The sequence below is a fragment of the Bacteroides sp. An269 genome, assembly GCF_002159755.1.
GTDB classification, from domain to species: Bacteria; Bacteroidota; Bacteroidia; order Bacteroidales; family Bacteroidaceae; genus Phocaeicola; species Phocaeicola intestinalis.
The window spans coordinates 20992-32811 of record NZ_NFJG01000038.1 but is presented as its reverse complement, the minus strand read 5'-3'; the positions used below and the strand labels follow the sequence as shown (position 1 = coordinate 32811).

Below are 11820 nucleotides of genomic sequence, written 5' to 3'. Positions count from 1 at the left end.
ATCTGACGAAGAACAGGAGCGAAAAAGACCAAAAAATCGCCCAAAGCACACACGAAAACGTATACATCAAGCCAAGAAAAACTTTTTGGAGAAATTCAAAACAGCTTCTTAATTGTCTGATGAAATTTCGTAGGCATTCGAACCAATGCTTGCTGATTGCCGTTTTTCTAGATAGTATCATAGCAAGGCGCAGTTGGCTGCGGAAGCCCGCGGATATGGGTGCGTCGGCACATACATATAAGTCCATCCGTTGTAAGATTATTAATCTTCAGGCTGCAAGATTATTAATCTTACAAGCGGAAGATTAATAATCTTACACCAGGCGAAGTTATCTGCGGCTGTTCCATTTTGCCGTTTCAGTTATCTTTGTGGATTGTGGCAGTCAACTGGAATGACTTGTGAATATATCTTCGTCCTCAAATGAATATATACATGAGATCTAAATATTTATTTAACCTTTTTACACAATTTTATATCTACGGGAAAGGGATGATTCTTCTCTTGGGACATAGAATCCTGAAAGTCATTGTATAATGATCCGTATTGTCATCTTTGGAGTTTGTGACGGATGTTCTCCGGCTGGGTAAGCTCTATGCCTTTCTCTCTGACTAATCAGTTTGCGGAAAAGAAAGGAGAAAATTTTATCGTTATCAGAATTTTATGCAAAAACAGTTTGTGTATTAAAAAGTTATTTGTAATTTTGCAGCCCGAAATGTATAGTTTCGGCTTGATATAGGAAAACAAAATAAATATAACAATATAAATAATTAAAAATCAAACAAAATGCCTACTATTCAACAGTTAGTAAGAAAAGGAAGAAAGGTTTTGGTTGAGAAGAGTAAATCTCCGGCACTTGACTCATGTCCGCAAAGACGTGGTGTATGTGTGCGTGTTTACACTACAACTCCGAAGAAACCGAATTCTGCAATGCGTAAAGTTGCTCGTGTGCGTCTGACAAACTCTAAGGAAGTGAACTCTTATATTCCGGGAGAAGGCCACAACTTGCAGGAACACTCTATTGTATTGGTACGTGGCGGTCGTGTGAAAGACCTTCCGGGTGTACGTTATCACATCGTTCGTGGCACATTGGATACGGCCGGCGTGGCAGGACGTACGCAAAGACGTTCTAAGTACGGTGCTAAACGTCCGAAACCGGGACAGGCAGCTCCGGCAGGAAAGGGTAAGAAGTAATATCTGCTGCGGGTATACAGAAAATTATTAATCCGTTTTGGTTTGCAGGAAAGCTTTAAGGTTGAGTAAATGTCTCGGAGGAGGCGTTGAAGAAAACAAAAGGTGCAGCCCCAAACTAAACATTATTATCAAAACAAAATGAGAAAAGCAAAACCTAAAAAACGTATCATTCTTCCGGATCCCGTATTCAACGATCCGAAGGTTTCTAAATTTGTAAACCACTTGATGTATGACGGTAAGAAGAATACTTCTTACGAAATCTTCTACAAAGCATTGGATGTGGTAGGAACAAAGCTTCCGGGCGAAGAAAAATCAGCATTGGAAGTGTGGAAAAAAGCATTGGACAATGTAACTCCTCAGTTGGAAGTGAAGTCTCGCCGTATTGGTGGTGCCACTTTCCAGGTTCCGACTGAGATCCGTCCCGAACGTAAGGAGTCTATTTCAATGAAAAACCTGATCGCTTTTGCACGTAAACGTGGTGGAAAATCGATGGCTGACAAATTGGCTGCTGAAATTCTGGATGCATATAACGAACAGGGCGGTGCTTTCAAGCGTAAGGAAGATATGCACCGTATGGCTGAAGCTAACCGTGCATTTGCTCACTTCAGATTCTAATCAAGTATAATTAATTTAAGAAGGAACAGAAAATGGCTAAACATGATTTGCATTTGACCCGTAACATTGGTATTATGGCTCACATCGATGCCGGTAAAACCACTACTTCAGAACGTATTCTGTTTTATACTGGTTTAACTCACAAAATCGGTGAAGTTCATGATGGCGCTGCTACGATGGACTGGATGGAACAGGAGCAGGAACGTGGTATCACGATTACCTCTGCTGCTACAACCACTTACTGGAATTATGCGGGCAACAAGTATAAGATCAACTTGATCGATACTCCGGGGCACGTGGACTTTACTGCTGAGGTAGAACGTTCGTTGCGTGTGCTGGACGGTGCTGTTGCTACTTATTGTGCCGTAGGTGGCGTTGAGCCGCAGTCGGAAACGGTATGGCGTCAGGCTGACAAGTACAATGTTCCCCGTATCGGTTATGTCAACAAAATGGACCGTTCGGGCGCGGACTTCTTCGAAGTGGTACGTCAGATGAAAGATGTATTGGGCGCTAATCCGTGTCCGGTAGTTGTTCCTATCGGTGCCGAAGAAAACTTCAAGGGATTGGTTGACTTGATCAAGATGAAAGCTATCTATTGGCATGATGAAACCATGGGTGCCGATTATGAGGTAGAGGATATCCCGGCAAACTTGGTTGACGAAGCGAATGAATGGCGCGATAAAATGCTGGAAAAAGTAGCTGAGTTCGACGAAGCTTTGATGGAAAAGTACTTCGATGATCCTTCTACGATTACGGAAGAAGAAATCCTGCGTGCTTTGCGTGCCGGAACTTTGAAGATGGAAATCGTGCCGATGTTGTGCGGTTCTTCGTTTAAGAATAAGGGCGTGCAGACATTGTTGGATTATGTATGTGCATTCTTGCCTTCTCCGTTGGATACTCCGAATATTGTGGGTACAAACCCCTCTACCGGAGCTGAAGAAGACCGTAAGCCGAGCGAAGATGAAAAAACTGCTGCTTTGGCATTTAAGATTGCTACCGACCCGTATGTAGGCCGTCTGACTTTCTTCCGTGTTTATTCTGGTAAGGTTGAGGCAGGTTCTTATATCTACAATTCTCGTTCTGGAAAGAAAGAACGTGTTTCGCGTCTGTTCCAGATGCATTCTAACAAGCAGAATCCGGTAGAGGTAATTAGTGCTGGTGATATTGGTGCTGGGGTAGGTTTCAAAGATATCCGCACCGGTGATACACTGTGTGACGAAACTGCTCCGATCGTATTGGAATCTATGGATTTCCCGGAACCGGTTATCGGTATTGCAGTAGAGCCGAAGACTCAGAAAGATTTGGACAAGCTGTCTAACGGTTTGGCTAAGCTGGCTGAAGAAGATCCGACCTTTACTGTACGCACAGACGAGCAGACCGGTCAGACCATCATCTCGGGTATGGGTGAGCTTCACTTGGATATCATCATCGACCGTTTGAAACGTGAATTCAAGGTTGAATGTAACCAAGGCCGTCCGCAGGTAAACTACAAGGAAGCTATCACAAAGACTGTGGAATTGCGTGAAGTGTATAAGAAGCAGTCGGGTGGTCGCGGTAAGTTTGCCGATATCATCGTTACCGTAGGACCGGTTGACGAAGACTGGACACAAGGTGGATTGCAGTTCATCGATGAGGTGAAAGGTGGTAATGTGCCTAAGGAATTCATTCCTTCTGTACAGAAAGGTTTCCAGACAGCTATGAAGAATGGTGTGTTGGCAGGATTCCCGCTCGACTCTTTGAAGGTTGTGCTGAAAGATGGTTCGTTCCACCCGGTAGACTCTGACCAGCTGTCATTCGAAATCTGTGCCATCCAGGCTTATAAGAACGCTTGCGTGAAGGCAGGTCCTGTATTGATGGAGCCGATTATGAAGCTGGAAGTCGTTACTCCGGAAGAAAATATGGGTGACGTAATCGGTGACTTGAACAAACGTCGTGGCCAGGTAGAAGGTATGGAGACAAGCCGTTCGGGTGCCCGTATCGTGAAGGCGATGGTTCCGCTGGCAGAAATGTTCGGCTATGTAACTGCCTTGCGTACGATTACTTCGGGTCGTGCAACCTCTTCAATGAGTTACGACCATCATGCTCAAGTATCTTCTTCTATCGCTAAGGCTGTTCTGGAAGAAGTGAAAGGCCGTACCGATTTGGTATAATCAAAAAAATAGCTTGAAGCCTATGGGGGTTAGCGAATGACTCTTAACCCTCATGCTTCATCTTATTGGATAATCATCTATTAATATAATAAAAGGAAAATGAGTCAGAAAATCAGAATTAAATTGAAATCTTACGATCACAACTTGGTAGACAAGTCTGCTGAGAAGATTGTAAAGACTGTAAAAGCTACAGGTGCTATTGTGAGCGGTCCGATTCCATTGCCTACTCATAAGCGTATCTTTACAGTAAACCGTTCGACTTTCGTTAATAAAAAGTCGCGTGAACAGTTCGAATTGTCTTCTTACAAGAGACTGATTGACATCTATAGCTCAACTGCCAAGACAGTGGATGCATTGATGAAATTGGAATTGCCGAGTGGAGTAGAAGTAGAAATTAAAGTTTAATGAATTAAAAATTAACTGAAATGCCAGGATTATTAGGAAAGAAAATCGGAATGACATCCGTTTTCAGTGCTGATGGTAAGAATGTACCATGCACTGTTATCGAAGCTGGTCCCTGTGTAGTTACTCAGATTAAGAGCGTAGAAAAAGATGGCTATGCAGCTGTTCAGTTGGGCTTCCAGGAAATGAAGGAAAAGCATACAACCAAACCGCTGATGGGTCACTTCAAAAAAGCAGGAGTAACTCCCAAGAGACACTTGGCCGAGTTCAAAGATTTCTCAGAAGAATTGAATTTAGGTGACACAATTACCGTAGAACTGTTCAATGATGCTCCGTATGTGGATATAATCGGAACATCGAAGGGTAAAGGTTTTCAAGGCGTCGTTAAACGTCATGGCTTCGGTGGTGTAGGTCAGACTACTCACGGTCAGCACAACCGTGCCCGCAAACCGGGTTCTATCGGTGCATGTTCTTATCCCGCAAAGGTGTTCAAAGGAATGCGCATGGGAGGTCAAATGGGTGGTGGTAGAGTTACTACTCACAACTTGCAAGTATTAAAAGTAATTCCTGAACATAACCTGCTGTTGATTAAGGGCTCTGTTCCAGGTTACAAAGGTTCAATCGTAATAATTGAGAAATAATGGAAGTTAATGTATTAAATATTAAAGGTGAAGATACCGGAAGAAAAGTTGTCTTGAATGACGCCATCTTCGGCATCACTCCGAATGACCACGCTATCTATTTGGCTGTAAAGCAGTACTTGGCTAATCAGCGTCAGGGTACTCACAAGTCAAAAGAAAGAAGTGAAATAAGTGGTTCTACTCGTAAATTGGGCCGTCAGAAAGGTGGCGGTGGTGCACGTCGCGGTGATATCAATTCTCCGCTGTTGGTTGGCGGTGCACGTGTGTTTGGTCCGAAACCTCGTGACTACAGCTTTAAGTTGAACAAGAAAGTGAAATCGTTGGCCCGTAAGTCTGCTTTGTCTTATAAGGCTCAGGCAAATAACATTGTTGTGGTGGAAGACTTCACATTTGAAGCTCCGAAGACAAAAGATTTCGTAAATGTTGTGAATAATCTTAAAGTAGCTGGTAAGAAGTTACTGATGGTTTTGCCGGAAGCAAATAAAAACGTATATTTGTCAGCTCGTAATTTAGAGCGTACAAATTTGGCGATTGCTTCTGCGCTGAATACTTATGTGGTATTGAACGCAGAAACTCTTGTTGTTACAGAGAATGCATTGAAAGCTATCGAGGAAACCTTAATTAAATAATTATAGGAGGCTGAAAGTAATATGGGAATGATTGTTAAACCGTTGGTTACAGAAAAAATGACGGCTATTACAGATAAGATGAACAACCGTTTCGGGTTCATCGTACGTCCGGAAGCCAACAAATTGGAAATTAAGAGTGAAATCGAAGCTTTGTATAACGTGACCGTGTTGGATGTAAACACGATGCGTTATCAAGGGAAAAACAAAACTCGTTATACAAAATCAGGCTTGATCAAAGGTCGCAAGAACGCTTTCAAGAAAGCAATTGTTACCTTGAAAGAAGGCGATACTATTGATTTTTATAGTAATATTTGATATAGAAGATGGCAGTACGTAAATTTAAGCCCACAACACCGGGGCAGAGACACAAAATTATTGGTACTTTTGAAGAGATTACTGCATCGGTACCAGAAAAATCTCTTGTGTATGGAAAGCGTTCTACGGGTGGTCGTAACAACGTAGGTAAGATGACAATGCGCTATATAGGTGGCGGTCATAAGAGAAAATATCGTATCATCGATTTCAAGAGAAACAAAGACGGTGTTCCGGCAGTTGTTAAAACTATTGAATACGATCCGAACCGTTCGGCTCGTATCGCTCTGTTGTTTTACGCTGACGGAGAAAAAAGATATATCATTGCTCCTAATGGATTGCAAGTAGGCAGCACATTGATGTCGGGAGCGGATGCGACGCCTGAGATTGGTAACGCGCTTCCGTTGGATAACATCCCTGTCGGTACTGTAATTCATAACATTGAATTGCGTCCGGGACAAGGAGCTGCACTGGTAAGATCGGCTGGTAATTTTGCTCAATTGACTTCTCGTGAGGGACGTTATTGTGTGGTTAAATTGCCTTCTGGCGAATTGAGACAAATCTTGGGTGCTTGCAAGGCTACTATTGGTAGTGTAGGTAACTCTGACCATGCGTTGGAGTCTTCTGGTAAGGCAGGCCGCTCTCGCTGGTTGGGACGTCGTCCGCACAACCGTGGTGTTGTTATGAACCCTGTTGATCACCCGATGGGTGGTGGTGAAGGACGTCAGTCTGGAGGTCATCCGAGATCACGCAAAGGTTTGTATGCTAAGGGCTTGAAGACAAGATCTCCGAAGAAACAGTCTTCTAAGTATATAATTGAAAGAAGAAAGTAATAACAACTGATTTTAACTGAGAAAATTATGAGTCGTTCATTAAAAAAAGGTCCATATATTAATGTAAAACTGGAAAAGAAAGTGCTTGCCATGAATGAAAGTGGCAAGAAGTCAGTTGTTAAGACGTGGGCCAGAGCTTCAATGATTTCGCCTGATTTCGTTGGGCATACTATTGCAGTTCATAACGGAAATAAATTTATTCCTGTTTATGTTACAGAAAACATGGTGGGACACAAGTTGGGTGAATTTGCCCCGACACGTACATTCCGTGGCCATGCTGGTAACAAGAAAAAATAAACGGACAGGAGCTTTTTGAAATAATAAAAAGTGAAGAATAATGGGAGCAAGAAAAAAAATATCGGCTGAGAAAAGAAAAGAAGCCCGTAAAACCATGTATTTTGCAAAATTGCAAAATGTGCCTACTTCTCCACGTAAGATGCGTCTGGTTGCAGATATGATTCGTGGAATGGAAGTAAATCGTGCACTTGGCGTTTTGAAGTTTTCTTCAAAAGCAGCAGCTGCAAAAGTTGAGAAATTGTTACGCTCTGCTATTGCAAACTGGGAAACGAAAAACGAGCGCAAGGCTGAAGACGGCGAATTGTATGTGACTAAGATTTTTGTTGATGAAGGAGTTACTCTGAAAAGAATGAGACCGGCTCCGCAGGGTAGAGGTTACAGAATTCGCAAACGTTCTAATCATGTGACTCTGTTTGTTGATGCTAAAAATACTAATGATAAAAATTAAACGTAGATGGGACAGAAAGTTAATCCGATAAGCAACCGTTTAGGAATTATCAGAGGATGGGATTCTAATTGGTACGGTGGCAAGAATTATGGTGATGCTTTGCTGGAAGACAGCAAAATTCGTAAATATCTGAATGCCAGACTTGCAAAAGCCAGCGTTTCTAGAATCGTAATCGAACGTACTCTGAAATTGGTGACAATTACTGTATGTACTGCTCGTCCGGGTATTATCATTGGTAAAGGTGGTCAGGAAGTTGACAAGTTGAAAGAGGAGTTGAAGAAGATCACCGATAAAGATATCCAAATCAATATCTTCGAAGTAAAGCGTCCCGAACTTGATGCTGTTATCGTTGCAAACAACATCGCTCGCCAGGTAGAGGGTAAAATCGCTTACCGCCGTGCTATTAAGATGGCTATTGCCAATACGATGCGCATGGGTGCTGAAGGTATTAAGGTTTTGATTTCTGGTCGTTTGAATGGCGCAGAAATGGCGCGTTCTGAAATGTATAAGGAAGGTCGTACACCGTTGCATACTTTCCGTGCAGACATTGATTACTGTCAGGCTGAAGCATTGACAAAGGTCGGTTTGCTGGGCATTAAGGTATGGATTTGCCGGGGTGAGGTTTATGGAAAACGTGAGTTGGCTCCTAACTTTACACAGGCAAAAGAAAACGGCCGTGGCGGAAACGGAAATAACAGTGGCAAGAATTTCCGCAGAAAGAAAAATAACAATCGCTAACGAATTTGAATTTTAGGAATTATGTTACAACCGAAAAAGACAAAATTCAGAAGACAGCAGAAGGGCAGCGCCAAAGGTAATGCACAGCGTGGTCATCAGTTGGCATTTGGTTCTTTTGGAATCAAATCTTTGCAGACCAAATGGATTACGGGTCGTCAGATTGAAGCAGCTCGTATTGCTGTAACTAGATATATGCAACGTCAGGGTCAGATTTGGATCCGCATTTTCCCGGACAAACCGATTACTCGTAAGCCTGCTGACGTACGTATGGGTAAAGGTAAAGGTAATCCGGAAGGATTTGTTGCTCCTGTAACTCCGGGTCGTATCCTGATTGAAGTGGAAGGAGTATCTTTTGATGTAGCTAAAGAAGCTTTGCGCCTGGCGGCACAAAAACTTCCTGTGACTACTAAGTTTATTGTTAGACGTGATTACGACGCAAGTCAAAATGCTTAATTGAGATATGAAGATTGCAGAAATTAGAGAAATACCGACCAGTGAATTGGCTGAAAGAATTCAGACAGAAGTGGCTAATTATAACCAAATGGTGTTGAATCATTCAATCTCTCCGTTGGAAAATACTGCACAAATCAGAACTTTGCGTAGAACGATTGCACGGATGAAGACAGAATTGCGTCAGAGAGAACTCAACAACAAATAACAAGGTCTTATTATGGAAGTAAGAAATTTAAGAAAAGAAAGAACTGGTGTTGTGGTTAGCAACAAGATGGATAAGACTGTTACTGTTGCTGCCAAATTTAAGGAGAAACACCCGATTTATGGTAAGTTCGTTTCGAAGACGAAAAAATATCATGCTCATGACGAAAAGAATGAATGTGCTGTAGGTGATACTGTACGCATCATGGAAACTCGTCCTTTGAGTAAGACTAAGAGATGGAGAGTGGTTGAAATAATTGAAAAAGCGAAGTAATTATGATACAAACAGAATCCAGACTTACAGTATGTGATAACAGTGGCGCAAAAGAAGCTCTTTGCATTCGTGTATTGGGCGGAACGAGAAGACGCTATGCTTCTGTAGGAGATGTGATTGTCGTTTCTGTAAAGAGCGTAATCCCATCAAGTGATATTAAGAAAGGTGCAGTATCTAAGGCTTTGGTCGTACGTACTAAGAAAGAAATCCGTCGTGCTGATGGTTCTTATATTCGTTTTGATGACAATGCATGTGTGTTGCTGAACAATGCGGGCGAAATTAGAGGTAGTCGTATCTTTGGACCGGTAGCGAGAGAATTGCGTAGTGTGAATATGAAAGTGGTTTCACTTGCACCTGAAGTACTTTAATTTTGTTAAAAAGTTAAGTCGTAATGAGTAAGTTACATATTAAGAAAGGCGATACAGTTTACGTAAACTCTGGTGAAGACAAGGGTAAAACTGGACGTGTGTTGAAAGTTCTTGTAAAAGAGGGACGTGCAGTGGTTGAGGGTATCAACATGGTATCCAAGAGTACTAAACCGAATGCAAAGAATCCGCAGGGAGGTATTGTGAAACAGGAAGCTCCGATTCACATCTCTAACCTGAATCCGGTTGACCCGAAGACAGGTAAACCGACACGTATTGGTAGAAGAGAAAGTTCTGATGGAAGAACATTTGTTCGTTATGCTAAAAAATCGGGAGAGGAGATTAAATAATGGGTAATACTGCTAGCCTTAAGAAAGAATATGCAGAGCGTATCGCTCCTGCATTGAAGAATCAATTCAAGTATTCTTCGACTATGCAAATTCCTGTACTCAAGAAGATTGTAATCAATCAGGGCTTGGGTATGGCTGTTGCTGATAAGAAAATAATTGATGTTGCCATCAATGAGTTGACTGCTATTACAGGACAGAAAGCAGTGGCAACTGTATCACGCAAAGATATCGCAAACTTCAAATTGCGTAAAAAAATGCCGATTGGTGTGATGGTGACTTTGCGTCGTGAGAGAATGTATGAGTTCCTTGAAAAACTTGTGCGTGTGGCTTTGCCGCGTATCCGTGACTTCAAAGGTATTGAAAGTAAGTTTGACGGTCGTGGTAACTATACCTTGGGTATTCAGGAGCAAATCATTTTCCCGGAAATCAATATCGATAGCATTGCCAAGATTATGGGTATGAATATCACTTTCGTGACTTCTGCTCAGACTGATGAAGAAGGTTATGCATTGTTGAAAGAATTCGGTTTACCGTTTAAAAACGCTAAAAAAGACTGATTAGATATGGCAAAAGAATCAATGAAAGCTCGTGAAGTAAAAAGAGCGAAGCTGGTAGCCAAATATGCAGAAAAACGTGCTGCACTGAAAAAAATTGTCAATTCAGGTGATCCTGTTGCAGCGTTTGAGGCGGCACAGAAATTGCAAAGCCTCCCTAAGAATGCAAATCCGATTCGTTTACACAATCGTTGCAAGCTGACAGGTCGTCCTAGAGGTTACATGCGTCAGTTCGGTATTTCACGTATCCAATTCCGTGAAATGGCATCCAGTGGTTTAATACCGGGTGTAAAGAAGGCAAGTTGGTAATTAGTGTTTATTATTAAATATTGTCAGGGTAGTCCTGATTAATTTAACAATTAGTTTTATGACAGATCCAATCGCAGATTATCTCACAAGGTTGAGAAATGCAATTAGTGCAAAGCACAGAGTGGTGGAAGTACCTGCTTCAAATCTGAAAAAGGAGATTACAAAAATCCTGTTTGACAAAGGTTACATCCTGAATTACAAATTTGTGGAAGATGGTCCTCAAGGTACTATTAAGGTAGCTTTGAAGTATGATGCCGTAAATAAGGTTAATGCTATCAAGAAGCTTGTAAGAGTATCCACTCCAGGTTTGCGTAAGTATACTGGCTATAAGGACATGCCGAGAGTTATTAATGGATTAGGTATTGCTATTATATCTACTTCCAAAGGTGTAATGACAGATAAGGAAGCTTCAGTGTTGAAAATTGGCGGTGAAGTTCTTTGTTATGTATATTAATGGAGGGTAAGCTATGTCAAGAATAGGTAAATTGCCAGTTGTTATCCCTGCCGGAGTTACTGTAACTCTGAAGGATAATGTAGTTAGTGTAAAAGGTCCTAAAGGTGAGTTGAGTCAGTATGTCAATCCCGCTATTGAGGTGACGATTGCAGACGGACATGTGGAGTTGAAAGAAAATGAAAACGCAATGCTTGACGATCTGAAACAACGTCATGCATATCATGGCTTGTATCGTGCATTGGTGCACAATATGGTTGTGGGTGTTTCTGAAGGATATAAGAAGGAATTGGAATTGGTCGGTGTAGGTTACCGTGCGTCAAACAATGGTAATATCATTGACCTCGCTTTAGGATATACGCATAATATCTTTATACAGTTGCCTCCTGAAATTAAGGTGGAAACTAAGTCTGAGAGAAATAAGAACCCTCTTATTATATTGGAATCTTGTGACAAGCAGCTGCTTGGTCAGGTGTGTGCAAAAATACGTTCTTTCCGTAAGCCTGAACCTTATAAAGGAAAAGGTATTAAGTTTGTTGGTGAAGAAATTCGTAGAAAGTCTGGTAAGTCGGCTGGCGCTAAATAATTCACATTAAATCGTATAATA

Annotated in this window: 20 protein-coding genes; all 20 read left to right on the top strand. The window is 41.8% G+C overall.

Going from position 1 to position 11820, the window contains the following annotated elements:
* Positions 1-783: 783 nt before the first annotated feature.
* The 20 genes from rpsL to rplF all read left to right on the top strand — a co-directional run bounded on the left by rpsL (position 784) and on the right by rplF (position 11799).
* Positions 784-1191, top strand: coding sequence for a 30S ribosomal protein S12 (rpsL, locus tag B5F71_RS09325; protein WP_022040833.1), 408 nt, complete (start codon positions 784-786; stop codon positions 1189-1191).
* A 138-nt stretch (positions 1192-1329) separates the two neighbouring features.
* Positions 1330-1806, top strand: a complete 477-nt coding sequence (gene rpsG / locus B5F71_RS09320; protein ID WP_022040834.1) for a 30S ribosomal protein S7 — start codon at positions 1330-1332, stop codon at positions 1804-1806.
* Between the two features lie 32 nt (positions 1807-1838).
* The gene (gene fusA, locus B5F71_RS09315) at positions 1839-3956 is read left to right on the top strand and encodes an elongation factor G (protein WP_087209585.1); all 2118 of its coding nucleotides are present in this window, start codon (positions 1839-1841) and stop codon (positions 3954-3956) included.
* Between the two features lie 99 nt (positions 3957-4055).
* Positions 4056-4361, top strand: a complete 306-nt coding sequence (gene rpsJ, locus B5F71_RS09310; RefSeq protein ID WP_005941888.1) for a 30S ribosomal protein S10 — start codon at positions 4056-4058, stop codon at positions 4359-4361.
* A 20-nt stretch (positions 4362-4381) separates the two neighbouring features.
* Entirely contained in the window at positions 4382-4999 is a 618-nt protein-coding gene (rplC, locus tag B5F71_RS09305; RefSeq protein ID WP_087209582.1) for a 50S ribosomal protein L3, read from the top strand.
* A complete protein-coding gene (rplD, locus tag B5F71_RS09300) occupies positions 4999-5628 on the top strand; it encodes a 50S ribosomal protein L4 (RefSeq protein WP_022038656.1) in 630 nt (209 codons plus the stop codon). Before rplC ends, rplD begins: the two co-directional genes overlap by 1 nt.
* A 21-nt stretch (positions 5629-5649) precedes the next feature.
* A complete protein-coding gene (gene rplW / locus B5F71_RS09295) occupies positions 5650-5943 on the top strand; it encodes a 50S ribosomal protein L23 (protein WP_087209579.1) in 294 nt (97 codons plus the stop codon).
* Between the two features lie 8 nt (positions 5944-5951).
* On the top strand, positions 5952-6773 hold the full coding sequence (gene rplB, locus B5F71_RS09290; protein WP_022038658.1) for a 50S ribosomal protein L2: 822 nt from the start codon (positions 5952-5954) through the stop codon (positions 6771-6773).
* Positions 6774-6800: 27 nt separating this feature from the next.
* Entirely contained in the window at positions 6801-7070 is a 270-nt protein-coding gene (gene rpsS / locus B5F71_RS09285) for a 30S ribosomal protein S19 (protein WP_013618002.1), read from the top strand.
* Positions 7071-7110: 40 nt separating this feature from the next.
* A complete protein-coding gene (rplV, locus tag B5F71_RS09280) occupies positions 7111-7518 on the top strand; it encodes a 50S ribosomal protein L22 (RefSeq protein WP_022038659.1) in 408 nt (135 codons plus the stop codon).
* Positions 7519-7524: 6 nt separating this feature from the next.
* Entirely contained in the window at positions 7525-8256 is a 732-nt protein-coding gene (rpsC, locus tag B5F71_RS09275; protein ID WP_022038660.1) for a 30S ribosomal protein S3, read from the top strand.
* 21 nt (positions 8257-8277) lie between these two features.
* Positions 8278-8709, top strand: a complete 432-nt coding sequence (rplP, locus tag B5F71_RS09270) for a 50S ribosomal protein L16 (RefSeq protein WP_022038661.1) — start codon at positions 8278-8280, stop codon at positions 8707-8709.
* Between the two features lie 7 nt (positions 8710-8716).
* Positions 8717-8914 (top strand): 50S ribosomal protein L29, encoded by a 198-nt coding sequence (gene rpmC / locus B5F71_RS09265; RefSeq protein ID WP_022038662.1) that lies wholly within the window; start codon positions 8717-8719, stop codon positions 8912-8914.
* A gap of 12 nt (positions 8915-8926) precedes the next feature.
* Entirely contained in the window at positions 8927-9184 is a 258-nt protein-coding gene (gene rpsQ / locus B5F71_RS09260) for a 30S ribosomal protein S17 (RefSeq protein WP_022038663.1), read from the top strand.
* 2 nt (positions 9185-9186) lie between these two features.
* Positions 9187-9552: a 50S ribosomal protein L14 gene (rplN, locus tag B5F71_RS09255; protein WP_022038664.1), complete on the top strand. Its 366-nt coding sequence runs from the start codon at positions 9187-9189 to the stop codon at positions 9550-9552.
* Positions 9553-9575: 23 nt separating this feature from the next.
* Positions 9576-9899, top strand: coding sequence for a 50S ribosomal protein L24 (gene rplX / locus B5F71_RS09250; protein ID WP_013617995.1), 324 nt, complete (start codon positions 9576-9578; stop codon positions 9897-9899).
* On the top strand, positions 9899-10456 hold the full coding sequence (gene rplE / locus B5F71_RS09245) for a 50S ribosomal protein L5 (RefSeq protein WP_022038665.1): 558 nt from the start codon (positions 9899-9901) through the stop codon (positions 10454-10456). The genes rplX and rplE overlap by 1 nt, the downstream gene beginning before the upstream one ends.
* 6 nt (positions 10457-10462) lie before the next feature.
* The gene (rpsN, locus tag B5F71_RS09240) at positions 10463-10762 is read left to right on the top strand and encodes a 30S ribosomal protein S14 (RefSeq protein ID WP_022038666.1); all 300 of its coding nucleotides are present in this window, start codon (positions 10463-10465) and stop codon (positions 10760-10762) included.
* A 58-nt stretch (positions 10763-10820) separates the two neighbouring features.
* Positions 10821-11216, top strand: coding sequence for a 30S ribosomal protein S8 (rpsH, locus tag B5F71_RS09235; protein WP_022038667.1), 396 nt, complete (start codon positions 10821-10823; stop codon positions 11214-11216).
* Positions 11217-11229: 13 nt separating this feature from the next.
* Positions 11230-11799 (top strand): 50S ribosomal protein L6, encoded by a 570-nt coding sequence (gene rplF / locus B5F71_RS09230; protein ID WP_022038668.1) that lies wholly within the window; start codon positions 11230-11232, stop codon positions 11797-11799.
* The last annotated feature ends 21 nt before the right edge of the window (positions 11800-11820 follow it).